The sequence below is a fragment of the Variovorax sp. FW301-JW7 genome (assembly GCF_058788795.1).
On the sequence record NZ_JBYTBC010000001.1, the window covers coordinates 798938 to 821877 of the forward strand.

Consider the following 22940-nt stretch of genomic DNA (forward strand, 5'->3'; position numbering starts at 1 on the left):
TTTCACAAGCGAAAGACAGATCCAGATGTACGGCTTCGAATTCCAGAACGTCTCCAAGCGCTACGGCACGGCCTCCGACGCGCCGCTGGTGGTGAAGAACATCAGCTTCGGCGTGCCCAAGGGCACGTTGACCACCATCCTCGGCCCCTCGGGCTGCGGCAAGACGACCACGCTGCGCATGCTCGCGGGGCTGGAGAGCCCGAGCGCCGGGCGCATCCTGATCGACGGCAAGGACGTGACCGCGCTGGGCGCCGCGCAGCGCAACGTGAGCCTGGTGTTCCAGAGCTACGCGCTGTTCCCGCACATGAACGTGATCGAGAACGTCTCGTACGGGCTGCGCATGTCGGGCCTGCCCGTGCCGCAGGCGCGCGAAAAGGCCGCGCTGATGCTCGAGACGGTCGGCCTGCGCGGCATGAACGAGCGCACGCCCAGCGAGCTGTCAGGTGGCCAGCAGCAGCGCGTGGCACTGGCGCGCGCATTGGCGCTGGAGCCCGCGGTGCTGCTGTTCGACGAGCCGCTGTCGAACCTCGATGCCCGCCTGCGCCGCTCGATGCGCGAGGAGATCCGCGCGCTGCAGCAGCGCCTGGCGCTGACCGTGGCCTACGTCACGCACGACCAGAACGAGGCGCTGGCCGTCAGCGACCACATCATCGTGATGGACCAGGGCGTGATCGCGCAGCAGGGAACGCCCCACGAGCTGTACGAAGCGCCGAACTCCGAGTTCGTCGCCGGCTTCATGGGCGAGGCGATGCTGTTCGACGGCGAGTGCGGCGAAGACGGGCGCGTGTCGCTCGGCGCGCTGACCGTGGTGGCTGCGCCGGGCGTGCGCCCCGGCCCGGTGAAGATCGCGGTGCGGCCCGAGGCCTGGGTGATCGGGCCCGTCGCCAGCACCGGCCTGGCGGCGCGCGTGCTCAAGCAGACCTATGTGGGCAGCCTGGTGGAATACACCTTCCGCAGCCCGCTGGGCGACATCTTCGTGGTGTCGCCCGAGGTGCGCCAGCCGCTGAGCCAGGGCGCGCCGGTGAGCCTGTACCTGGCGGACCACGGCGTGTCCATCGTTGCCGCGCAATGAACACGAGTCACCTACCCGGCGATGCCGTTGCGGGCCGACAGCGGCTGCAGCGCGTCGAGCGCGGCGAGCTTGCGGTAGTCGCCGGGCAGCACGGCGTAGGTGGTCATGAAGGTCTTGTGCAGATGGCTCTGGTCGGTGAAGCCCGCCGCATGCGCCGCGTAGGTGACGTGTGCGCCGCCGGCGATGAGGTCGCGCGCGTACTCGATGCGATGGCCCACCAGCATCTCGTGCGGCGTGAAGCCCCATGCGGCCCGGAAGCGCCGCTGCAGATGCACCGGATGCCAGCCGACCTCGTCGGCGAGGCTGTCGAGCGTCATGCGCTGGTGAAAGCCCGACGCGATCAGGGCGTAGAGCCGGTTCAGGCGTTCGTCGCCGCTGTCGGGCAGCGGTGGCGCGTCGTCGGGCCCGTGCGCGTGCACGGGTGGCGGCTCGGCAGGAATCCATTGCGCCAGGCGCCGGCGCAGCAGCGTGCGCGCCGCAACGACGTCGTCGGCGTTGCCGTTGCGCGTGGGCGCGAAGAGCAGGCGATGGCATTCGAGGAATTCGAGCGCCGCGGCGGCATCGAGGAACACCGAGATGCCCGCGTCGTCCTGCACGCGCGCACGCGGCAGTGCGTCGTCCACGGGGCTGATGCAGCGCGCCACGGCGAAGCTGCAGTAGAGCGCGTCTTCGTGCCACGGTGTCGTGCGCGCCTGCACCGAATGCCAGACATGCGGCGCGATGCGCAGCAGCGTGCCGGGCGGCACGACGGTCACGCGGGTGCCGCTGCGCACATGCAGTTCGGTGTCGGCCACCGCGAGCGTGAAGCCGACGTGCCGATGCGGCCGCACCTCGCGATGGCGGAAGCGGTTGGCGGTGAATTGAAGACCTGCGAGATCGGCGTCTCGCCAGTAGCGGGAGGCAACGGGTTCCATCGGGAGACGGGGGTTTGCGAACGTCGGGCAATTGCTGCGTGCGGTGCGCAGCATGCCAGCGAGGTTTGCATCTGTGAAGCCTCGATCGCACAGGAATCGACCGGTGCCGCGCGCGCTTCAGGCGAAGGTATTCAGTTGGAAGCGCGGGCTGTAGGACATTGCCGCGCACCGCCTGCGCGGCATGCTGCGCGCCCGTCGGTTGCTAAGAATTTACAAGGCGGTGTCTCCGCCCTTTTGGTAGTTTGGCTCCCAGTCCGCCCCACTGAATACTGTCTGGTGCCGGCGGCACATCCATCAGGCCTCCCATGATTCTGTCTACCTTGTTCTATCGAGCCCCGTTGGCGTCGCTGTCACACGCGCCGCAGCAACAACCGCAGGATGTCGATCCCGCGTCGCTGTCCGATGCCGAGCTGCAGCAGTGCACCCAGCCGATCCCGCAGTTCTATGGCGAGGAGCAGCTGTTCCTGCCGCAGACCGTGCAGCGCCCGGCCGGCAGCGTGCCCAGCATCGTCGGCGACCTGCTGGACGCCCCCGACATCGAGTCCCGTGCGGCGCTGGTGCGCGGCATGCTGCACACGCTCGACTTCGACTGGCTGGGCTATGGCGCGGTGGCGTACATGCGGGGACGCTGGTGGCCGCTGAGCTTCTTCACGGCGTATGCGAACCCCGAGTGGACCCAACGCTACTTCGCGCACAGCTACTGCGGCGGCGACCTGCGCCAGCAGGGCGTGCCCGCGTCGAGCGTGCCGCTGGTGTGGGACGTGACGCAGCTCGAAGCCCTGGCGGCGCAGGAGCCCGACGACCCGGGCGGCCAGCGCCAGCGCTTTCTCGATGACCTGGAGGCCAGCGACATCCGCAGCGGGCTGATGTTTCGCCTGGCCTCGCCCACGCACGTGAACCAGCACACCGTGATCAGCCTGTTGTCGCGCCGGCCCGGGCGCGACTGGATCACCGACAGCGTGATCGGGCAGGGGTTGGTCCTGGGCCTGAGCGTGCACGAGTACGTGACGCGCCACACGCGCATCGTCGGCGCGCCGGGCACAGGGCGCATCGAGATCTCGGCGACGCAACAGGACATCCTTCAGCACCTGCTGCAGGGGCGCAGCGACAAGGAAATCGCCAACCGGCTGGACCTGTCGTCCCACACGGTCGACTACCACATGCGCCAGCTGCGGCGCCGCTTCGCCGCGCGCAACCGCGTGCAACTGGTGAACGCGGTGCAGCAGAGCGACAGCGATTTCGGCGTGCTGAGCGAAATCTGAGAAGCGGCGAAGACAAGGGGCCTTCGAGGCCCCCGTGCGGGTGTCAGGCCGGGGCGTGCCAGTCCTGCGCGCTGGCCTGTGGCGCGAGGTCCGCGAGGCCGGTGGGGCCCGTGGCGCCCTCACGGCACGGCTGAACTTCCATCGGATCGCACGGGCTGCTGATCTGGCGCCCGTCGAACTTGACGCGGATGTGCGAATTGCTCGCGCCGGCGACGGTGCCGAGGCGGCCGCCGCAGATGACGCGGGTTCCTCTTTCGAAGCTCACGCCGTAGCGTTCGCGGATGTCCCTGAGGCTCATGTCGTTCCCTTTGTTCCCTGTGCTGACAGTGAACGAATCGTCTCTTGCGCCCGGGTGGAACCGCGTAGGCCGCATTCCGTTACACCGTGTAGGAAAAAAGAGGGGTTGACGGCAGGCAAACGCCTTGGGGCCCCTTGGCGCCGTTAGCAGGCCGGAAATGAAAAAGCCCTCACGAGGAGGGCTTTGTTCGGAAGTTGGTCGTGAACTCTTACGCGGTCCACGCTACGGCAAAGATTCGTTTGCGGAAGTCATTGTTGTTTTTCTCGTCGCTATGACTTCGACGCGCTGGTATGAGATTCAGCTTGCCTGGCCAGGCAAATGCCCGATCGTTTCGGGCAACCGTCGATTATATACCAAAATGAATCAGCCCCTCAAAATCTTCATGCAGGCGCGCAGCATGCAGGCAAAAAAACAGCCCGCACGAGGGCGGGCTGGAAGGGTGACTTGCTGGAGGAGGGAGGATCAGAGGTGCAAGCCACCGGGAGAAACCTCACTGTGCCCAGCGAATCTGTACGCAACCTGACCTCGCGAAAAGAGGCTCTTTCGGTCTTCAGTCTTCGTCTTCCCACTTGCCGATCACGGTGCCCAGCACGGTGAAGGGCACGCGCACCGCCTCGTGCGCGGGGTTCAGCGGCAGCAGCCAGCGGCGGCCCGCGTCGGCCTTGTAGACCTTGAAGGTGACTTCGCCGCTGGTGTCGTCGTCGAGCTTGGCGATCACGCGTTCGCCGTCGTCGGGCGTGGTGTGCTGCGGGTCGACAAAAACGATCGATCCGGCCGGGTAGCTCTTCAGGTGCCCGTGCGGCGAGGTCATGCTGTCGCCGCGCACGCGCAGCGCGTAGGTGCCGGCGCTGTGGTGCGCGATGCAGGGAATCCAGCGTTCGGCCAGCGTCGGCCGGGGCGGCGATTCGGCGCCGCGCCATTCGCCTGCGTGCTCCCACGTGATCAGCGGCACGGTGCCGGGCGTCTGCGGCGCAAAGCCCGGGCCGGCGGGTGGGATGCGGGTGACGCGGTAGGGGCCGGGCGGCTCGTGGGCGTTGTCGCGTGCCAGGCGGATCTGCACCTCGTCCCACGGGGCGGGACCGTCGCCGGTGTCGAGCCAGTTGGGATCGGCGCGGTAGGCGCGCGCCAGGGCGAGCACGCTCATCGACCGGCTGGTGTCGCCACGCTCGATCTTCGAGATGCTCGACTGCTTGACACCCGAAGCGGCCTCGGCCTGCTTCTGCGTCATCTTGGCGAATTTGCGTGCGGCCAGGGCACGAGAAGCAATAGTCTCCATGGGGTGGAGATTCAAGCGCAGATGAATATTCGTATTGGACTCTAAAATAGGAAAAAAAGGGAGGATCGATATGAAGCCACGCGAATTGGTGCAAGCGCTGCGGGCGCTCGGGTTGACGCAAAAGCAGATCCAGGAACGCACGGGCATTCCGCAGCCCACGGTGAGCAAGATCGGGCTGGGGCGGGTGAGCGACGTGATGTCGCGCCACTACGTCGCGCTGCTGGCCGCCTACGAGCAGCGCATGAAGGAAGAGGCGCTGCGGCCGGCCGCGCACAGCGTGTCGCCGCCAGCCCGCGACTGAGGCGGCAGGCTCAGGCCGGCTTGAGCCGTTCGGCGGGCGCGGGCGGCTCAGGTGGCGTCAGGGCCAGCGTGGTGCTCACGCGCACGCAGTCCTTGATGTGCTGTTCGCCCAGCGCGCGCAGCGCGGCATAGCCGAGCGCGGCCGACACCACCTGCCCGGCAATGGGCACGTACTTGGTGGCCTGCTTGGCGGTGAGGCGGATGCCGGCGTGGCGGGCGAGCTTCATGAGCAGCTCGCGCGTGACGAGGCGGCCCACGAGCAGGGCGCCGAGCGTGGTGGCGGCCTTCTGGATGCGCTCGCGCTGGTGCGGCGCGAGCTTTTCGACCTGGGTGACCGAGAGGCCGAACTCGGAGCTGATCTGCGGCACGAGGCGCGAGAGCAGCGCCGCGTCGGCCATCCAGTCGACGCCGGGCAGCGGGATGGCGCTGGCGGCGGCGGCCATGAGGGCCTTGCGGCCGATCAGGCGTCGGCTGCGGTGGATGGCCGCGATGAGTTTTTCATCGCCCCGGGCGAGTTCGATCGAAGAAGGCATGCAGCGTGGCTCCTTGGCGGGTTCCCTGACCTTGCCATGCTACCCGGCCCGCGCAGGCTGGCTGATTGCCAGCCGCGCGCGGCCAAAGGGTTTAGGCGGCCAGCGCTTCGAGCTGGTCGGACAGCGCCAGCCAGCGCTCTTCGAGCTGCGCGATCTCGTCGTTGAGCGCCTTCAGCCGCTTGCCGGCCTCGGCGATCTCGGCGGGCGGCAGCGGTTCGGCCAGCCGGGCTTCAAGCGTGCTGCGCTCGGTGCTGGCCGCGGCCATGCGCTCGTCGATCCTGGCGAGTTCCTTCTTCAGCGGCTTGGCCTGCTCGCTGCGCTGCTGGCGCTCCTGGGCGTCCTGCTTGCGCTGCTCGGGGGTGTTGCTGCTGCTCTTGGCCGGTACCGCGGCGGCTGCTGCGGCAGCGGCTGCCGCCGCCACGGCGTCCGCTTCGCGCACGGCCACCTTGGCCTCTTCGCGCAGGCGCTTGGACTCGTCGAGCAGGTAGCGCTGGTAGTCGTCCAGGTCGCCGTCGAAGTCGGCAACGACGCCGCGGCCCACGAGCCAGAACTCGTCGCACACCGAACGCAGCAGTGCACGGTCGTGGCTCACCAGCATCAGCGTGCCTTCGAACTCGTTGAGCGCCACGGCCAGGGCTTCGCGGGTGGCGAGGTCCAGGTGGTTGGTGGGCTCGTCCAGCAGCAGCAGGTTGGGGCGCTGCCAGACCATCATCGCGAGCACGAGGCGGGCTTTTTCGCCGCCGCTCATGGTGCCCACGGGCTGCTTGACCATGTCGCCGCTGAAGTTGAAGCTGCCCAAGTAGCCGCGCAGGGCCTGCTCGCCGGTGGCTTCCTTGGCATTGCTGCCGAGTTCGCGCGCCATGCGCACCATGTGCTCGAGCGGGTTGTCCTGCGGGCGCAGCACGTCGAGTTCCTGCTGCGCGAAGTAGCCGATGTTCAGGCCCTTGCCTTCGGTGACCTGGCCGGCCAGCGCGCCCATTTCGCGCGCAATGGTCTTCACCAGCGTCGACTTGCCCTGGCCGTTGGCGCCCAGGATGCCGATGCGCTGGCCCGCCAGCACCGAGCGGCTGACGCCGCGCAGGATGGTCTTGGGCGCTTCGCCTTCGATCTCGTAGCCGAAGCTCGCGTTGTCGATCGAGAGCATCGGGTTCGGGATGTTGCCCGGCTCCTTGAACTCGAAGGTGAAGTCGGCCTCGGCCAGCAGTGGCGCGACCCGTTCCATGCGCTCCAGTGCCTTGACCCGGCTTTGTGCCTGCTTGGCCTTGCTGGCCTTGGCCTTGAAGCGGTCGATGAACTTCTGCAGGTGGGCGATCTTGTCCTGCTGCTTGCTGAAGGCCACTTGCTGCTGCTCCATCTGCAGCGCGCGCATGTCCTCGAACTTGCTGTAGTTGCCGCCGTAGCGTGTGAGCTGCGCGTTGGCGATGTGCAGGGTGACGTCGGTCACGGCGTCGAGAAACTCGCGGTCGTGGCTGATGACGATCATGGTGCCGGCGTACTTCTGCAGCCAGGCTTCGAGCCACACCAGGGCGTCCAAGTCCAGGTGGTTGGTCGGTTCGTCGAGCAGCAGCAGGTCGCTGGGGCACATCAGCGCGCGGGCCAGCTGCAGGCGCATGCGCCAGCCGCCCGAGAAGCTGTTGACGGGCTCGTCGAGCTCGTGCGACTTGAAGCCCAGGCCCAGCACCAGCGCCTGCGCGCGCGGCACGGCGTCGTGCTCGCCGGCATCGGCCAGGTCGGTGTAGGCGTGGGCCAGCTCCATGCCGATGTCGGCGTCGTCGGGGTTCTCGGCGTAGGCGGCTTCAATGGCGGCCAGCGTGGCGCGCAGCTCGGTCAGGCGGGTGTCGCCGCCGACCACGAAGTCGGTGGCCGACTCCTCGGTCTCGGGCATGTCCTGCGCGACCTGGGCCATGCGCCACTGCTTTGGAATGTAGAAATCGCCGCCGTCTTCGTGCAGCGTGCCGTTGAACAGCGCGAACAGCGACGACTTGCCGGCGCCGTTGCGTCCCACCAGGCCGACCTTTTCGCCGGGGTTGAGATTGACGGTGGCGCCGTCGAGCAGTTTCTTGGCGCTGCGGCGAAGAATGACGTTTTTGAGAGTAATCATGAAATAGGAACCGTAGGGGGGATTATCCCGTCCGACCTTCAGCGAGCCGGCGCGAAGGGGCAAAGGCGGACATCACCCGATGAAAGGGGGGGCAGCCACGAGGCTGCATGCAAGGCAAAAAAGGGGGCTTGGGCGGGCGCCGCTAACGCACGCCGGCGCCGGCCAGCAGCGCCGTCCGGGTGACCAGCAGCACCTGGTCTTCGCCGGCCGAGGTTTCGAGCCAGACCACCTCGAGTTGCGGAAACGCGGCCTCGAAGTAGTCGCGCTCGTTGCCGATTTCCAGCACCAGCACGGCCTGCTCGCTCATGCGGGCGGGCGCGTCGGTGAACAGCTGGCGCACGAAGTCCATGCCGTCGGTGCCGCCGGCCAGCGCCAGTTCGGGCTCGGCGCGGTACTCGGCGGGCAGCGCGGCCATGCTGGCGCTGTTCACGTAGGGCGGGTTGCACAGCACGAGGTCGTACGTACCGGGCACGCTCTTCAGGCCGTCCGATTCGATCAAGGTGACGCGGGTGTCGAGCGCGTGGCGCGTGACGTTGATCGCGGCCACTTCGAGGGCTTGCACCGACAGGTCAGCCGCGTCCACCGTCACATCCGGGTAGGTGAGCGCCGCGAGCACCGCGAGGCTGCCGTTGCCGGTGCACAGGTCGAGCACGCGCTGCGTGTGTTCGCCCAGCCAGTAGTCGATGCTGCCGTCGGCGATGAGCTCGGCAATGAAGCTGCGCGGCACGATGGCGCGCTCGTCCACGTAGAAGGGCACGCCCTGCAACCACGCCTCTTTCGTGAGGTAGGCGGCGGGCTTGCGGGTGGCGATGCGCTCGTCGATGAGCGCGGTCACCTTGGCGGCATCGGCGGGCGACACGGGGGTGTCGGCCACGGCGTCGATGTCGTCCAGCGGCTGCTTCAGGCGCCACAGCACGAGCCAGGCGGCTTCGTCGAAGGCGTTGGCGGTGCCGTGGCCGAAGGCCACGCCGGCGTCTTCGAGCCGCTTGGCGCCGGCTTCGATCAGTTCGATGACGGTGCTCATCGGGCGCCTTGCGCAAGCGCCGCGTCGAGCCCGCGCAGCGTGCGCAGGTAGATGTTCTTCAGTGTCTCGATCTCGGCCACGTCGATGTGCTCGTCGATCTTGTGAATGCTGGCGTTCACGGGGCCGCACTCGACCACCTGCTTGCAGATCTTGGCGATGAAGCGCGCGTCGCTGGTGCCGCCGCTGGTCGACAGCTCGGTGTCCAGGCCGGTCTCTTCGCGGATTGCCGCCTGCACGGCCGTGACGAGTTCGCCGGGCGTGGTCAGGAAGGGCAGGCCGCCGACGGTCCAGGCCAGCGTGCAGTCGACGCCGTGTGCGTCGAGCACGGCGTGCACGCGCTGCTGCAGCGATTCGGGCGTCGACTCGGTCGAGAAGCGGAAATTGAAGTCGATCACCGCGCTGCCCGGAATGACGTTGCTCGCGCCGGTGCCTGCGTGGAAGTTGCTGATCTGCCAGCTGGTGGGCTGGAAGTAGGGGTTGCTTTGTGCGTCCCAGCCGCCGGCGGCATTGATCGCCACCAGCTCGGCCAGTGCCGGCGCCACCGCGTGAACCGGGTTCTTCGCCAGGTGCGGGTAGGCGATGTGGCCCTGCACGCCGTTCACCGTGAGCTTGCCGCTCATGGTGCCGCGGCGGCCGTTCTTGATCATGTCGCCGCAGCGCGCCACCGAGGTGGGCTCGCCGACGATGCAGTAGTCGATGGTTTCACCGCGTGCGGCCAGCGCGTTGCAGACGATCACGGTGCCGTCGACGCCCGGGCCTTCTTCGTCGCTGGTCAGCAGCAGAGCCAGCGTGAGTGCCGGGTCGGGCTCGCCTTGCAGGAACTCTTCGATGGAGGTCACGAAGGCCGCGACCGAGGTTTTCATGTCGCAGGCGCCGCGGCCGTAGAGCTTGCCGTCGCGGTGCGTGGGCGTGAACGGGTGGCTGCTCCACTGGTCGAGCGGGCCGGTGGGCACCACGTCGGTGTGGCCGGCAAAGACCAGCGTCTTCGTCGCGCGGCCGTTCGTGGGGCGGCGCACGGCCCAGAGGTTGGTGACCCGGAAATCGGCCGGGCCGCTCTCGATGGTTTCCAGCGTGAAGCCCAGCGCGGCGAGGCGTTCGCCCAGGATCTGTTGGCAACCCGCGTCGTCGGGGGTGACGGAAGGGCGCGAGATCAGTTGTTCGGCGAGCTGGAGCGTACGGGACATCGAGGGAGCGGGGATTAAGGGGGCGGTCAGAACTTCACGTCTAGCGTGATGTCGGTGAAAGTCGGTTCGTCGAGCTGGTCGGTCAGGTCGCGATCCTCGGCCTGCTTCTTGGGCGCGTCGCGGTTCTGCAGGCGCCACATCAGGTTGGTGGGCGAGTCGGCGTTGGCCAGGCCTTCTTCGCGGGTCACGCGCTCCTCGGTGATGAGGCGGGCGATGTCTTCCTCGAAGGTCTGCGAGCCTTCGGCCATCGACTGCTCCATGGCCTCCTTGACGCCGGAGAAGTCGCCCTTTTCGATGAGGTCGGCCACCAGCGCGGTGTTCAGCATCACTTCGAGCGCGGGCACACGCCCGCCGGCCGGCGTGCGCAGCAGGCGCTGCGACACCACGGCGCGCAGCGCCGAGCCCAGGTCGCCCAGCAGGGTGGGGCGCACCTCGACCGGGAAGAAGCTCAGGATGCGGTTCAGCGCGCGGTAGCTGTTGTTGGCGTGCAGTGTGGCCACGCACAGGTGGCCCGACTGCGCGTAGGCGATGGCGGCCGTCATGGTGTCGCGGTCGCGGATTTCGCCGATCTGGATCACGTCGGGCGCCTGGCGCAGCGCGTTCTTCAGGGCCACCTGCAGCGAGGTGGTGTCGCTGCCCACGTCGCGCTGGTTCACCAGCGATTTCTTGTTGGTGTAGGTGAACTCGATCGGCTCTTCGACCGTGAGGATGTGGCCGCTGGCGTGCTCGTTGCGGTAATCGAGCATCGAGGCCAGCGTGGTCGTCTTGCCCGCGCCGGTGGCGCCCACCATCAGGATCAGCCCGCGCTTTTCCATGATGAGCGACTTCAGGATGTCGGGCAGGTTCAGGTCGTCGAAGCTGGGGATGACCGAGGCGATGTGCCGCACCACCACCGCGTAGCTGCCGCGCTGGCGCATGGCGCTGATGCGGTAGTTGCCGGCGCCTTCGAGGGCGACGGCCATGTTGAGTTCGCCCGTGTTTTCCAGTTCCTGGATGCGGGCTTCGGGCACCACTTCCGACAACAGCGCCAGCGGCGCGGTCGGCGGCAGCACCTGCGCATTGATGGGCAGGCAGTTGCCGTTGATGCGGATCATCACCGGGGAGTGGGCCGAGAGGTAGATGTCGGAGGCCTTGCGCTCGGCCATCAAACGAAGAATCCGTTCCATCATGTTCATCGGTCTCTCTCCTCGGTGCTGTTTTTTTCTCAGGGGAAGAAGCGGACCGGCCGCGAGCGGTGAAGCCAGCGGCCGGTGGTTGGGTGCGTCAGTCGCGCAGCAGGTCGTTCAGGCTGGTCTTGGAGCGCGTCTGCGCGTCGACCGTCTTCACGATGACCGCGGCGTAGGTGCTGTAGTCCTGGCCCGACTTGGTCTTCTTGGGCAGGCTGCCGCTGATGACCACGCTGCCGGCGGGCACGCGGCCGTACGAGATTTCGCCGGTGTCGCGGTTGAAGATCGGGGTGCTCTGGCCCAGGTACACGCCCATGCCCAGCACCGAGTTCTCTTCGACGATCACGCCTTCGACGACTTCGGAGCGTGCGCCGATGAAGCAGTTGTCTTCGATGATGGTCGGGTTGGCTTGCAGCGGCTCGAGCACGCCGCCCAGGCCCACGCCGCCCGACAGGTGCACGTTGGCACCGACCTGCGCGCACGAACCGACGGTGGCCCAGGTGTCGACCATGGAGCCTTCGCCCACGTAGGCGCCGATGTTCACGTACGAGGGCATCAGGATCGCGCCCTTGGCGATGAAGCTGCCGCGGCGGGCCACGGCCGGCGGCACGATGCGCACGCCCGATTCCTTCAGCTCGGCGGCCGACAGGTGCGAGAACTTGGTCGGCACCTTGTCGTAGAAGCCCAGCGAGCCGGCCTGGATCTGCTCGTTATCCTTCAGGCGGAACGACAGCAGCACGGCCTTCTTGATCCACTGGTGCACGGTCCACTGGCCCACGCCCTGGCGGGTGGCGACGCGCAGCTTGCCGTTGTTCAGCTCGGTGATCACGTGCTCGACGGCGTCACGCACTTCGGCGGGGGCGGCGGTGATCGAGATGTTGGCGCGGTCTTCCCACGCGGCGTCGATGATTTGTTGCAGTTGCTGTGTCATGGAGAGAGTCTCGGGTGAAAAAGGGGGCAGGGAAGCGGGGCGACAGGGGGTCAGCGACGGCCGTCTTTGACGAACCGGACGATGCGCTGGGCGGCCTCGACGCACTCGGCGGTTTCGGCCACCAGCGCCATGCGGATGCGACCGCGGCCCGGGTTGGCGCTGTGGTCGGTGTCGCGCGCCAGATAGCTCCCCGGCAGAACCGTGACATTGTATTGAGCGTAGAGCGCGCGGGCGAAGGCTTCGTCGTCGCCAGCCCACACTTCGGGCACGCCGGCCCAGAGGTAGAAGCTGGCGTCGGGCAGGCGCACGTCGAGCACGGGTTCGAGCAGCGGCGTGACGGCGGCGAACTTGGCGCGGTACTGGGCGCGGTTGTCGACCACGTGCGACTCGTCGCCCCAGGCCGCGATGCTGGCGGCGGCCACGGCGCCGCTCATGGCGCTGCCGTGGTAGGTGCGGTAGAGCAAAAAGCCCTTGATGAGGGCCGCGTCGCCGGCCACGAAGCCGCTGCGCAGGCCGGGCACGTTGCTGCGCTTGGACAGCGAGGTGAGCGCGATCAGGTTCTTGAAGTCGGGGCGGCCGAGCTTCATCGAGGCTTCGAGGCCGCTGAGCGGCGGTTCGTCGCGGAAGTAGATCTCGCTGTAGCACTCGTCGGCGGCGATGACGAAGCCGTGGCGGTCGGACAGCGCGAAGAGCTTCTTCCACTCGTCCAGAGACATCACCGCGCCCGTGGGATTGCCCGGCGAGCAGACGAACACGAGCTGGGTGCGGGCCCAGACGGCCTCGGGCACGCTGTCCCAGTCGACGGCGAAGTTGCGCGCGGGCACGCTGGGCACGTAGTACGGCTCGGCGCCCGAGAGCAGGGCCGCGCCCTCGTAGATTTGATAGAACGGGTTGGGCGACATCACCACCGGCTTGGTGCTGCCGCTGGCGTCGACCACGGTCTGGGCGAGCGAGAACAGCGCCTCGCGCGAGCCGTTGACCGGCAGTACCTGGGTGGCCGGGTCGAGCGACAGGCTGTAGCGGCGATGCAGCCAGTCGGTGAAGGCGGTGCGCAGTTTCAGCTCGCCGGCGGTGGCCGGGTAGGCGGCAAGGGCGCCGAGGCCGGCGCTCAGGGCGTCCTTGATGAAGGCCGGCGTGGCGTGCTTGGGCTCGCCGATGCCCAGGCTGATGGGGGCGAATTCGGGGGCGGGCGTGACGCCCGCGAACAGTTGCTTCAGCCGCTCGAAGGGGTACGGCTGCAATTTGGAAAGCAAAGGATTCATGCCCCGGATTATCGGCGACGGGCCGGGCGGCCCGCACGCTCCGCACGCCTTGGCCCGCTCAGCAAAGCGGGTGGTTGAACTGGCCGATCATGTTGGCGAAGTTCTGGTTGTAACGGTGGGCCGCGTCGACGATGGCCGAGCGGCCCATGCGGGCCATCGCGCCGGTTTCCTTGCGCTTGAACACGCCGTCTTTGGCGTCCTTGATCACCGAGCGCGACTGGCCGATGAACTCGTTGATCTGCAGCATGCCGCCGCTGCAGCTCTTGCCGCTCTGGGCCGACGGCTCGGCGGTCTTCTTGCTCCAGCCCGCGGCCGAGTCGACCACCAGCGCCAGCGAGGCCTCGAAGGCGGCCAGCGCCTGCGGGTCGTTGGGTGCGGCGAACAGCGCCATGGCGTCGGCGTGGTTGAGCTTGCCGTGGTAGATCAGGCCGGCGCGGTAGTAGGCGGCGGTGTCCTTGGGCGCCTTCTCGAAGGCTTCCTTGGTGAGTGCCTGGTCGCGGGCGCTCAGGCCCTTGTCGAAGGCAGCTTCGGCCTGCGCGACGCTGGTGAGCGCGGCCAGGTAGTCGGCGCTCATCTGGCGTGCCTTGTCGCCGTTGTCGGCGAGGTAGCCCTTGGAATTGGCGTAGTCGTTCAGCTCGCGGCTCAGGGGCGACAGCACCTTGAGCGCGGCTGAAAAGGCCTTGGCCGATTCGTCGATCTCGGGCAGCGGCGCGGCGATGGCGGCGGCGGCATCGAGCTTCTGGGCCGAGCGGTCGACCAGGATGTCGTTCTGGATGCGCAGGCTGGTGAGCGGCGCCTTGGCCTGCAGCAGCGGCACCTGGCCGGTCACGTAGCTCTCGCGGGCTTCCTGGAACGAGGTGCGCAGGTTGTTCGAGACGTCGACGTAGAGGTTGTACTTTTCGACAAGCTGCTGCTGGTCGTTGCCGGCCTGGGCGGCGGGCTTGGCTTCGGCGGAAGCGGGCGGGGCGGTCTTGTCCGCCTTGTCGCCGCAGCCCGCGACGAGCGCCGAGACGGCGACGAGGGTGGCACCCAGCAGGGTTTGGTACTTCTTCATTCTTTCGTTTCCTCCGTTGAAAAAAACAGCACGGGCAGGCCGCGGGATGGCACGGCTTGCCAGAAAAACATCGTGGGGAGGAGCGCCGCTGCCTGAGGACAGCGGTCGAGGGGACGCGAGGTCGGTCAGACGGCGGTGGCCGCGCTGCGCCGATAGAAGGCGAGCGAGCCCGCCAGCGCCAGCAGCATGCTGCCGCAGGCGCGGTCGATCCAGCGGGTGGCCGACACCGTGAGCAGCCGGATCGCGCGGGCGCCGACGAAGGCATAGCCCAGCATCACCAGCATGTCGAGGCCCGCGAAGATCAGCGCAATGATCAGGTACTGCGGCGCCTGCGCGGCGGCCGGGTCGATGAACTGCGGCAGCAGCGCCGAGCAGAAGATGTAGCCCTTGGGGTTGGTCACCGCCACCAGGAAGGACTTGAAGAAGATGCGCCGGCTTTCACCCGCCGTGACGGTGGCTGCGGCGTCCGCGTTCGGCAGCTGGAAGCCGCCCTGGGAGCGCAGCATGCGCAGCCCGAGCCAGGCCAGGTAGACCGCGCCGACCCACTTCAGCATCGAGAACCAGAACTCCGAAGCCGCGAGCAGCGCGCCCAGGCCGAGCGCGACGGCGCCGACCAGCACGAAGTCGGACAGCACCGCGCCGAGCATGCCCGGCAGCGCCCGTCGCACGCCGTGGCGCGAGCCGTTGCTCAGGGCCAGCAGCACCGTGGGGCCGGGCGTGGCGATGGCGGCGAAGGCCACGATGGCGAACAGCAGGGCGGTGGCGAGCGTCATCGGGGCGTCTTTCTTTCTGTGGGTACTTAGATCTTCTTGACCAGCACCTGGCTCTTGCGGTCCCAGTTGTACTTGCGCTTGCGCGCCTCGGGCAGCCAGTCGGGGTTGACTTGCTGGAAGCCGCGCTTGAGGAACCAGTGCATCGTGACGGTGGTGAGCACGAAGATGCTTTCCAGGCCCATGGCCTTGGCGCGGTGCTCGATGCGCTTGAGGATGCGTTCGCCGTCGCCCTGCGACTGCGATTGCGGCGACACCGTGAGCGCGGCCATCTCGGCGGTTTTCGCTTCGGGGTACGGGTACAGCGCCGCGCAGCCGAAGATCACGCCGTCGTGCTCGATCACCGTGTAGTGGCCCACGTCGCGCTCGATCTCGGTGCGGTCGCGCTTGACCAGCGTGCCGTCGCGCTCGAAGGGTTCGATGAGCTGCAGGATGCCGCCGATGTCGTCCACCGTGGCTTCGCGCAGGCTCTCGAGCTTCTCGTCGATCACCATGGTGCCGACGCCGTCGTGCACGTAGATCTCGAGCAGCAGCGAGCCGTCGAGCGCGAACGGCAGGATGTGGTTGCGCTCCACGCCGCCCTTGCAGGCCTTCACGCAGTGCTGCAGGTAGAAGGCGGTGTCGGTCGGCTTCTGCGCGGGCGGCAGCGAGGCCAGCAGCTTTTCGGCGGCGGCCAGCGGCAGCTCGGTGTCGATCGGGTTGTCTTCGCTCTCGGGCAGTTCGCTGTCCACGCGGATGCCCGGCACTTCCGTCAGGAAGATCAGCTTGTCGGCCTGGATCGAGATGGCCACGCTGGTCGCCACTTCTTCCATCGTCAGGTTGAAGGCCTCGCCGGTGGGCGAGAAGCCGAAGGGCGACATGAGCACCATCGCGCCGAAGTCGAGCGTGCGGCGGATGCCGGCCGCGTCCACCTTGCGCACCAGGCCCGAATGCTTGAAGTCCACCCCGTCGACCACGCCCACGGGGCGCGCGGTGATGAAGTTGCCCGAGATCACGCGCACCGTCGAGCCGGCCATGGGCGTGTTGGGCAGGCCCTGGCTGAAGGCGGCCTCGATCTCGTAGCGCAGCTGGCCCGCGGCTTCCTGCGCCGAATCGAGCGCCACGGCGTCGGTGATGCGGATGCCGTGCGAGTACTTCGCCTCGTGGCCCTTGGCCGCCAGCTGCTCGTTGACCTGCGGTCGGAAGCCGTGCACCAGCACGATCTTGACGCCCATGCTCTGGATCAGGGCCAGGTCCTGCGCGATGTTCTGCAGCTTGCCCGCCGCGATGGCCTCACCCGCGAGCGCGACCACGAAGGTCTTGCCGCGGTGCGTGTGGATGTAGGGCGCGACCGAGCGGAACCACGGCACGAAGGTGAAATTGAAGACGGTGGACATGGGGCGTGATTGTGCATTCTTGGCAAGGTTTTGGTGCAGCGCGTCATGCCAGGGCGCGCAGCAGCCGGCCGGCCCCGGCCGCGGCGGGCGTGCCGCGGGCCTTGAAGGCCTCGAGCTGGTCGGCGTAGGCGTCCAGCGGCTCCACCGCCGCCTCGGCCGCACCCGCCGGCGAGGCCGGCGCCAGCGGCAGGCCGAGCAGAGCGGCGAGCTCGTCCGGCGCGATCGAGCCCTGCGCCATCAGCGCATCGATCACCGCCATGAAGGCGGTGGCGTGCGCTTCGAGCAGGCCCAGCGCGCGGGTGTGTTCGCGCGCCAGGATGGCCTCGATCTCGCGGTTGGTGGCGGCCACGTCGGTGTTGAGGTTGTCGTTCGCATCGGTCGTCACGTCGGTGCGGCTCCAGCGGGTGCCGAAGCCCAGGTGGCGCACGTGGCGCGCCGCCGTCGCGGTCGCCTGCATCAGGTCGCGCTCGGCGCCGGTGGTGCAGCCCGATTCGCCGAACACCAGCCGCTCGGCCGCGCGGCCCGCCAGGCTCACGCACACGCTGTCCAGCAGGTTGCGCTTCGACCAGGCCTTGCGCTTCACGTAGCTGTTGTAGCCGCCCTCGAACGAGGCGACGTTGATGCGGATCTCCTGCGGCGCGCGGCCGAAGAGCAGGGCGTACACCAGGCCATGGCCGGCCTCGTGCACCGCGAGCAGTGCACGGAAGTCGGCGTTGGCGCGCTGCTTGAGCCGGTTCAGCTCCAGCGCCACCGGGAACTCGCGCCGCGCCAGCCGGAAGCGCGCGACCAGGCGCGGGCCGCCGGGCGTGATCTCGCCGGGGTCGAGCATCAGCCACACGGGCTCGCTGCCGTGCGCGCCCTGTTCGAGCGCCCACAGCGCGGCGTTGACCAGCGTCGCGCTCAGGATCGCGTGGATCGACGAGAACAGCGGGCGCGTGCCCTGCGCCGGGAACACGGCGTTGGCGTAGATCTGCTCGTACACGCTCGCGTCGAGCACGAAGCGCACGCCCGAGCTTTCCTGGATCTCGCCCACGTAGCGGTCGCAGATCGACAGGATCAGGCGCACGTAGGTGGCGCGGCTGAACGACGGGTAGATCACGTGGTTGTTGCCCAGCCGCGCGACCTGCTCGGGCTTGAAGCGCTCGGCCAGCGCCTTCTTCACGTCGATGAGCGAGAGCTTCTTCGTCAGCGCGTGGAAGATGTCGGCGTCGGTGTCGCAGTCTTCCACCCGCTTGGCGGTCTCGGCGTACATTTCGTCGAGGTTGCCCGAGACGAAGACCAGCAGCTTGGAGTAGTCGGTTTCCCAGTGGTCCTGCGAGGCGCGAAAAGCGCGCAGCCGCGCCTGGATCTCGTCGGGCTTCCAGGTCATGATGTCGAGCAGCGACTCGCGCAGCTTCAGGCAGCGCTTGAACTCCTGGGCTTCCCAGGGCGAGAGCTGCAGGCGGCGCTTGCGCTTGGTCTTGCCGGCCTTGGCACCGTCTTCCTCTTCCTCTTCGTCTTCTTCGTCGTCATCGGTGCGGCGGTCCTGGTCGTACTCGGCCCAGGCCAGCGACGACTCGATTTCGCTGAGCACCGACAGTGACGGCGGCAGGCGGCCGTCCGAGAGCAGCGCCCACACGTCCTGGTAGCGCTCCACGCGCGCTTCCTTGCCGTTGGCGTCCACGGTGCGAAAGCGCTGGAACTCGTCGAGCACGAGGATGCCGGGCGCGCCCTCGGCGATGCCCGACTCGGCCAGCATGGCCGAGATCGAGCCGGCAGTGCGGTGGCCCGAGCCGTGGCTGAATCCGTCCATCTGCACTTCGATGAAGCGGTCGTAAAAGCCCAGGTGCTGCGCCAGGCGCCGCACGAGCTGCGTCTTGCCGGTGCCGGTCAGGCCCCACAGGCAGATGACGACCGGGCGGCTGATGAGCTGCGGCAGCACGTACCAGGCGCGCAGCGAATCGATCACGCGATCGATGATCTCGTCGATGCCGAACAGCTCGGTCTTCAGCGAATGGGCAATGGCCTGCAGGTGGCGCGTGCGCTCGGCCAGCGTGGTGTGCAGGTCACGGGAAATGTCTGGATGCGACATGAGGTTCTTTTTTTCTTCGAATGATTCGGGACACGGAAACAGGAATGCAGCCGCTGCTCCACGCGAGATGCGGGGAGGGCGGTGGTGCAGGCGCTGTGCGGGTCAGGCTGGCGCGCTTCGACCGAAGTGAAGCGCGAGCGGTGGGCGTTCAGTTCCGCGAAGGAAGCTGAAGCCGGCGCGCGGGCTTCGTCAGGCCGGGCGGGTCGCCTTGACCCCGCCGCGTGCAAGGACGCGGCTTGCGCAGCGGATGCGCATCGAAAGGGGGGCAAGGAAGGAGGTCATGGCCGCGATCGTAGCGGCGGCATGCGGTGGAGTAAAGAGTCTTTACGAAATTTTCTGCGCCACCTGCCGCATGCGGCCTCGCTGTGGATGCCATGCAACAGCGCCGGGGCCCCGCGATAATTGGCGGTTTGCCCGCCTGCCGCCGCGCGCAACGACCGACGACTGCCTTGCCTTGACGACCCTCACACCTCCCGCCCCCCTGCGCATCGAGTTTCCCGAATCGCTCCCGGTCTCCGGCCGGCGCGAGGAGATCATGGCCGCCATTGCGGCGCACCAGGTCGTGATCGTCTGCGGCGAAACGGGCTCGGGCAAGACCACGCAGCTGCCGAAGATCGCGCTGGCGCTCGGGCGCGGCAAGCTCAATGCGGAGCCCGGCAAGGGCCGCCTCATCGGCCACACGCAGCCGCGACGCATTGCCGCCAGCTCGGTCGCCAAGCGCATCGCCGAAGAGCTGAAGACGCCGCTGGGCGACGTGGTCGGCTTCAAGGTGCGCTTTCAGGACCGCCTGAGCCGCGACGCCTCGGTCAAGCTGATGACCGACGGCATCCTGCTGGCCGAGACGCAGACCGACCCGCTGCTCAAGGCCTACGACACGCTCATCATCGACGAGGCCCACGAGCGCTCGCTGAACATCGACTTCCTGCTGGGCTACCTGCGCGAGATTCTTCCGCGCCGGCCCGACCTGAAGGTGATCGTCACTTCGGCCACCATCGATGCCGACCGCTTCGCGCAGCACTTCGCTTCGGCCAAAGGGCCGGCACCAACGATCATGGTGTCGGGCCGAACCTTCCCCGTCGAGCAGCGCTACAGGCCGTTCGAGGAGTCGCGCGAGCACGACCTGAACGACGCCATTGCCGACGCGGTGGACGAACTCTGGCGCGACCCGCACAACGCGGGCGACATCCTGATCTTCCTGCCCGGCGAACGCGAAATCCGCGAGGCGGCCGACCACCTGCGCCGCCACGTCAGCCACCAGCCGCTGTTCCGCAATGCCGAGGTGCTGCCACTGTTCGCACGGCTCTCGGGCCCCGAGCAGGACCGCATCTTCGAAAGCCACCACGGCCGACGCATCGTGCTGGCCACCAACGTGGCCGAGACCTCGCTTACCGTACCGGGAATCCGCTACGTGATCGACACCGGCACGGCGCGCGTCAAGCGCTACAGCTTCCGCAGCAAGGTCGAGCAGCTGCTGGTCGAGCCGATCAGCCAGGCCGCGGCCAACCAGCGCGCGGGCCGATGCGGGCGCGTGGCGAACGGCATCTGCATCCGCCTGTACGACGAGAAGGACTTTGCGGGCCGCCCGCGCTTCACCGATCCGGAAATCCTGCGCTCGTCGCTCGCAGGCGTGATCCTGCGCATGAAGTCGCTGCGGCTGGGCGACGTGGCGCGCTTTCCGTTCCTCGAAGCGCCATCGCCCCGCGCGATTGCCGACGGCTACCAGCTGCTGAATGAACTCGGCGCAGTCGACGACGCCAACGAGCTCACGGCCACCGGCGCCGAGCTGGCCAAGCTGCCGCTCGATCCGCGCGTGGGCCGCATGATTCTGGAAGCCCGCACGCGCGGTGCGCTCGAAGAGGTGCTCGTCATCGCCTCGGCGCTCAGCGTGCAGGACGTGCGCGACCGCCCGATGGACGCGCAGCAGCAGGCCGACCAGGCGCACTCGAAGTTCGACGACGAGAAGAGCGAGTTCAGCGGCTACCTGCGCCTGTGGAAATGGATCGCCGACGCGCGCGGCGGCCACGGCGACACGCACAAGCTGAGCAACCGCCAGTACGAGCAGCTGCTGCGCCAGAACTTCATCAACATCCGCCGCGTGCGCGAGTGGCGCGACATCCATTCGCAGCTGCTCACGGTGGTCACCGAGCACAAGTGGCGCATCAACGCCACGCCGGCCGGCTACGAGCCGCTGCACCTGTCGATGCTCGCGGGCCTGCTGGGCAACGTGGGCTGGAAGCTCGAGGACGACGAGGCCTACCTGGGCGCGCGCGGCATCAAGTTCTACAAGCACCCCGGCGCGCACCTGAAGAAGAAGCCCGGCCGCTGGATCGTCGCGGCCGAACTGGTCGAGACCACGCGCCTGTTCGGGCGCGGCATCGCCAACATCGAGCCGCAGTGGCTCGAGCAGGTGGCGGGGCATCTGCTGAAGAAGCAGCTGCTCGATCCGCACTGGGAAAAGAAGGGCGCGCAGGTCTCGGCGCTGGAGCGCGCGACGCTGTACGGCCTTGTGGTCTACAGCGGGCGGCGCGTCGATTTCACCAAGGTCGATCCGGTGTCGGCGCGCGAGATCTTCATCCGCGAAGCGCTGGTCGGAGGGCAATGGGAAAGCAAGTTCCCGTTCCTCACGGCCAACCGCAAGCTGGTGCGCGAGGTCGAAGGTCTGGAGCACAAGGCGCGCCGGCAGGACGTGCTGGTCGACGACGAACTGATCTTCGCCTTCTACGACGCGCAGCTGCCGCCCGACGTGGCCAGCGGCATCACCTTCGAGAACTGGTACCGCCATGCCTCGAAGGACCAGCCGCGCCTGCTGTACCTCACGCGCGACGAGCTCATGCGCCACCAGGCGGCCGGCATCACGACGCAGTCGTTCCCGCCCACGCTGCGCCTGGGCGGTGTCGATTGCGCCGCGAGCTACCTGCACGAACCGGGCGACGCGAAAGACGGCCTCACGGTCAGCGTGCCGCTGTTCGTGCTCAATCAGGTGAACGAAGAGCGCTGCGAGTGGCTGGTGACCGGCATGCTCAAGGACAAGATCCAGGCGCTGCTCAAGAGCCTGCCGCAGCGCCCGCGCTCGCGGCTGGTGCCGCTGCCCGAGTCGGCCACCAAGCTGGCGGAGGAGCTGTCGGCGCCCGAACTCTTCGGCACCGGCTCGCTCACCGACGTGCTGCTCAAGCGTGTGCGCGACCTCACGAGCATCGACGTGAAGCGCGCCGACTTCAAGCTCGACATGCTGCCGCCGCACCTGTTCATGAACCTGCGCATCGTCGACGAGCACGGTCGCCAGCTGGGCATGGGCCGCAACCTCGGCGCGCTGAAAGCCGAACTGGGCGCGCAGGCGCGGGGCGCGTTCCAGGCGCTGGCGGGGCTCAACGTGAAGGCGTCGCCGGCGCCCAAGGCCGCGCCCGCGAACGGGGGGCAGGCCCCGGCGAAGAGCGCCGCGCCCGAGAAGGCAGCACCCACGCTGCCCGCCGGCCAGCGCTACACGACCTGGACCTTCGGCGAGTTGCCCGAACTGATGGAAGTGCGGCGCGGTTCGCAGTCGCTCATCGGCTTCCCGGCGCTGCGCGACGAAGGCGATGCCGTGACCATCGAGGTGTTCGACGAGCCCGCCGTGGCCGCCGCCAAGCACCGCGCCGGCCTGCGCCGCCTGTTCGCGTTGCAGCTGAAGGACGCGCTGAAGTACCTCGAGAAGAACATCCCCGACCTGCAGAAGATGTCGGTCGCCTACATGCCGCTGGGCACGTCGGAAGAGCTGCGCACGCAGATCATCGACGTGGCGATCGACCGCGCCTTCCTGCAGGAGCCGCTGCCGACCGACGAGTTCGCCTTCAAGAAGCGGCTCGAAGAAGGGCGCGGGCGGCTCACGCTGATCGCCAACGAGGTGGCGCGACTCGCGGGCGTCATCCTCGTGGAGTACGCGGCGGCGGCGCGCAAGATCAAGGACACGAAGATCCAGCCCGAGGCGGTGCAGGACGCGGCGCAGCAGCTGCAGAAGCTCGTCGGCAAGCGTTTCATCGCCGATGCGCCGTGGACGCAGCTGCAGCACTTCGCGCGCTACCTCAAGGCCATCGTGCTGCGCCTGGACAAGCTGCGCGCCGACCCCGCGCGCGACACGGCCAAGCTGGCCGAGTTGAAGCCGCAGGAGCAGCGCTACTGGCGCCTCGTGGCCGAGCGCAAGGGCGTGGTGGACGACCGCATGCTCGAATTCCGCTGGCTGCTCGAAGAGCTGCGCGTGAGCTTCTTCGCGCAGGAGCTGCGCACGCCGCAGCCGGTGAGCGTGAAGCGGCTCGACAAGGCCTGGGCGCAGCTGCAGGCGTAAAAAAGCCCGCGGCGACGCGGGCTTTTTT

General features: G+C 68.0%; 18 protein-coding genes. 4 read left to right on the top strand and 14 right to left on the bottom strand.

Going from position 1 to position 22940, the window contains the following annotated elements; translation table 11 throughout:
- Positions 1-25: 25 nt before the first annotated feature.
- Positions 26-1072: an ABC transporter ATP-binding protein gene (locus AC3WQM_RS03550; RefSeq protein ID WP_099789430.1), complete on the top strand. Its 1047-nt coding sequence runs from the start codon at positions 26-28 to the stop codon at positions 1070-1072.
- Between the two features lie 11 nt (positions 1073-1083).
- Here AC3WQM_RS03550 and AC3WQM_RS03555 read toward each other — a convergent pair whose 3' ends face one another.
- The gene (locus tag AC3WQM_RS03555) at positions 1084-1986 is read right to left on the bottom strand and encodes a helix-turn-helix domain-containing protein (RefSeq protein ID WP_489056640.1); all 903 of its coding nucleotides are present in this window, start codon (positions 1984-1986) and stop codon (positions 1084-1086) included.
- 305 nt (positions 1987-2291) lie between these two features.
- Between AC3WQM_RS03555 and AC3WQM_RS03560 the strand changes: the two genes are divergently transcribed.
- Complete coding sequence (locus AC3WQM_RS03560) at positions 2292-3248, top strand: helix-turn-helix transcriptional regulator (protein ID WP_492676962.1); 957 nt, start codon at positions 2292-2294, stop codon at positions 3246-3248.
- 43 nt (positions 3249-3291) lie between these two features.
- Here the strand turns inward: AC3WQM_RS03560 and AC3WQM_RS03565 are convergent, their stop codons facing one another.
- Both AC3WQM_RS03565 and AC3WQM_RS03570 read right to left on the bottom strand, forming a co-directional pair.
- Positions 3292-3546 carry a hypothetical protein gene (locus tag AC3WQM_RS03565; RefSeq protein WP_492676963.1) on the bottom strand — a complete coding sequence of 85 codons (255 nt, stop codon included), beginning with the start codon at positions 3544-3546 and terminating at the stop codon, positions 3292-3294.
- Between the two features lie 550 nt (positions 3547-4096).
- Positions 4097-4822, bottom strand: a complete 726-nt coding sequence (locus AC3WQM_RS03570; RefSeq protein WP_489056643.1) for a helix-turn-helix domain-containing protein — start codon at positions 4820-4822, stop codon at positions 4097-4099.
- Positions 4823-4892: 70 nt separating this feature from the next.
- Between AC3WQM_RS03570 and AC3WQM_RS03575 the strand changes: the two genes are divergently transcribed.
- Positions 4893-5123 carry a helix-turn-helix domain-containing protein gene (locus AC3WQM_RS03575; protein WP_489056644.1) on the top strand — a complete coding sequence of 77 codons (231 nt, stop codon included), beginning with the start codon at positions 4893-4895 and terminating at the stop codon, positions 5121-5123.
- A gap of 10 nt (positions 5124-5133) precedes the next feature.
- Here AC3WQM_RS03575 and AC3WQM_RS03580 read toward each other — a convergent pair whose 3' ends face one another.
- The 11 genes from AC3WQM_RS03580 to AC3WQM_RS03630 all read right to left on the bottom strand — a co-directional run bounded on the left by AC3WQM_RS03580 (position 5134) and on the right by AC3WQM_RS03630 (position 18594).
- Complete coding sequence (locus AC3WQM_RS03580; protein ID WP_489056645.1) at positions 5134-5655, bottom strand: hypothetical protein; 522 nt, start codon at positions 5653-5655, stop codon at positions 5134-5136.
- A gap of 91 nt (positions 5656-5746) precedes the next feature.
- Positions 5747-7756, bottom strand: coding sequence for an ABC-F family ATP-binding cassette domain-containing protein (locus AC3WQM_RS03585; RefSeq protein ID WP_492676964.1), 2010 nt, complete (start codon positions 7754-7756; stop codon positions 5747-5749).
- A gap of 142 nt (positions 7757-7898) precedes the next feature.
- Entirely contained in the window at positions 7899-8780 is an 882-nt protein-coding gene (prmB, locus tag AC3WQM_RS03590) for a 50S ribosomal protein L3 N(5)-glutamine methyltransferase (RefSeq protein ID WP_492676965.1), read from the bottom strand.
- Entirely contained in the window at positions 8777-9964 is a 1188-nt protein-coding gene (gene dapE, locus AC3WQM_RS03595; protein WP_492676966.1) for a succinyl-diaminopimelate desuccinylase, read from the bottom strand. The genes prmB and dapE overlap by 4 nt, the downstream gene beginning before the upstream one ends.
- Positions 9965-9990: 26 nt before the next feature.
- Positions 9991-11139 (bottom strand): PilT/PilU family type 4a pilus ATPase, encoded by a 1149-nt coding sequence (locus tag AC3WQM_RS03600; RefSeq protein ID WP_062470184.1) that lies wholly within the window; start codon positions 11137-11139, stop codon positions 9991-9993.
- A gap of 88 nt (positions 11140-11227) precedes the next feature.
- Entirely contained in the window at positions 11228-12061 is an 834-nt protein-coding gene (gene dapD / locus AC3WQM_RS03605; RefSeq protein ID WP_095745420.1) for a 2,3,4,5-tetrahydropyridine-2,6-dicarboxylate N-succinyltransferase, read from the bottom strand.
- A 50-nt stretch (positions 12062-12111) separates the two neighbouring features.
- A complete protein-coding gene (dapC, locus tag AC3WQM_RS03610; RefSeq protein ID WP_492676967.1) occupies positions 12112-13323 on the bottom strand; it encodes a succinyldiaminopimelate transaminase in 1212 nt (403 codons plus the stop codon).
- 58 nt (positions 13324-13381) lie between these two features.
- Positions 13382-14377 (bottom strand): DUF3829 domain-containing protein, encoded by a 996-nt coding sequence (locus AC3WQM_RS03615; RefSeq protein WP_492676968.1) that lies wholly within the window; start codon positions 14375-14377, stop codon positions 13382-13384.
- Positions 14378-14502: 125 nt separating this feature from the next.
- A complete protein-coding gene (locus AC3WQM_RS03620; protein WP_492676969.1) occupies positions 14503-15150 on the bottom strand; it encodes a LysE family translocator in 648 nt (215 codons plus the stop codon).
- A 26-nt stretch (positions 15151-15176) separates the two neighbouring features.
- Positions 15177-16523, bottom strand: a complete 1347-nt coding sequence (gene argA / locus AC3WQM_RS03625; protein WP_062470199.1) for an amino-acid N-acetyltransferase — start codon at positions 16521-16523, stop codon at positions 15177-15179.
- A gap of 43 nt (positions 16524-16566) precedes the next feature.
- Entirely contained in the window at positions 16567-18594 is a 2028-nt protein-coding gene (locus AC3WQM_RS03630) for an AAA family ATPase (protein ID WP_492676970.1), read from the bottom strand.
- A 352-nt stretch (positions 18595-18946) separates the two neighbouring features.
- On the opposite strand from AC3WQM_RS03630, the gene hrpA reads away from it, so the two are divergent.
- Positions 18947-22912, top strand: a complete 3966-nt coding sequence (gene hrpA, locus AC3WQM_RS03635) for an ATP-dependent RNA helicase HrpA (RefSeq protein ID WP_492677186.1) — start codon at positions 18947-18949, stop codon at positions 22910-22912.
- Positions 22913-22940: the final 28 nt, after the last annotated feature.

Bases quoted from the DNA above. Each gene is read 5' to 3' on its own strand.
- AC3WQM_RS03550 (WP_099789430.1), top strand. From the start codon at position 26: ATGTACGGCTTCGAATTCCAGAACGTCTCCAAGCGCTACGGCACGGCC.
- AC3WQM_RS03555 (WP_489056640.1), bottom strand. From the start codon at position 1,986: ATGGAACCCGTTGCCTCCCGCTACTGGCGAGACGCCGATCTCGCAGGT.
- AC3WQM_RS03560 (WP_492676962.1), top strand. From the start codon at position 2,292: ATGATTCTGTCTACCTTGTTCTATCGAGCCCCGTTGGCGTCGCTGTCA.
- AC3WQM_RS03565 (WP_492676963.1), bottom strand. From the start codon at position 3,546: ATGAGCCTCAGGGACATCCGCGAACGCTACGGCGTGAGCTTCGAAAGA.
- AC3WQM_RS03570 (WP_489056643.1), bottom strand. From the start codon at position 4,822: ATGGAGACTATTGCTTCTCGTGCCCTGGCCGCACGCAAATTCGCCAAG.
- AC3WQM_RS03575 (WP_489056644.1), top strand. From the start codon at position 4,893: ATGAAGCCACGCGAATTGGTGCAAGCGCTGCGGGCGCTCGGGTTGACG.
- AC3WQM_RS03580 (WP_489056645.1), bottom strand. From the start codon at position 5,655: ATGCCTTCTTCGATCGAACTCGCCCGGGGCGATGAAAAACTCATCGCG.
- AC3WQM_RS03585 (WP_492676964.1), bottom strand. From the start codon at position 7,756: ATGATTACTCTCAAAAACGTCATTCTTCGCCGCAGCGCCAAGAAACTG.
- prmB (WP_492676965.1), bottom strand. From the start codon at position 8,780: ATGAGCACCGTCATCGAACTGATCGAAGCCGGCGCCAAGCGGCTCGAA.
- dapE (WP_492676966.1), bottom strand. From the start codon at position 9,964: ATGTCCCGTACGCTCCAGCTCGCCGAACAACTGATCTCGCGCCCTTCC.
- AC3WQM_RS03600 (WP_062470184.1), bottom strand. From the start codon at position 11,139: ATGAACATGATGGAACGGATTCTTCGTTTGATGGCCGAGCGCAAGGCC.
- dapD (WP_095745420.1), bottom strand. From the start codon at position 12,061: ATGACACAGCAACTGCAACAAATCATCGACGCCGCGTGGGAAGACCGC.
- dapC (WP_492676967.1), bottom strand. From the start codon at position 13,323: ATGAATCCTTTGCTTTCCAAATTGCAGCCGTACCCCTTCGAGCGGCTG.
- AC3WQM_RS03615 (WP_492676968.1), bottom strand. From the start codon at position 14,377: ATGAAGAAGTACCAAACCCTGCTGGGTGCCACCCTCGTCGCCGTCTCG.
- AC3WQM_RS03620 (WP_492676969.1), bottom strand. From the start codon at position 15,150: ATGACGCTCGCCACCGCCCTGCTGTTCGCCATCGTGGCCTTCGCCGCC.
- argA (WP_062470199.1), bottom strand. From the start codon at position 16,523: ATGTCCACCGTCTTCAATTTCACCTTCGTGCCGTGGTTCCGCTCGGTC.
- AC3WQM_RS03630 (WP_492676970.1), bottom strand. From the start codon at position 18,594: ATGTCGCATCCAGACATTTCCCGTGACCTGCACACCACGCTGGCCGAG.
- hrpA (WP_492677186.1), top strand. From the start codon at position 18,947: ATGCGGCCTCGCTGTGGATGCCATGCAACAGCGCCGGGGCCCCGCGAT.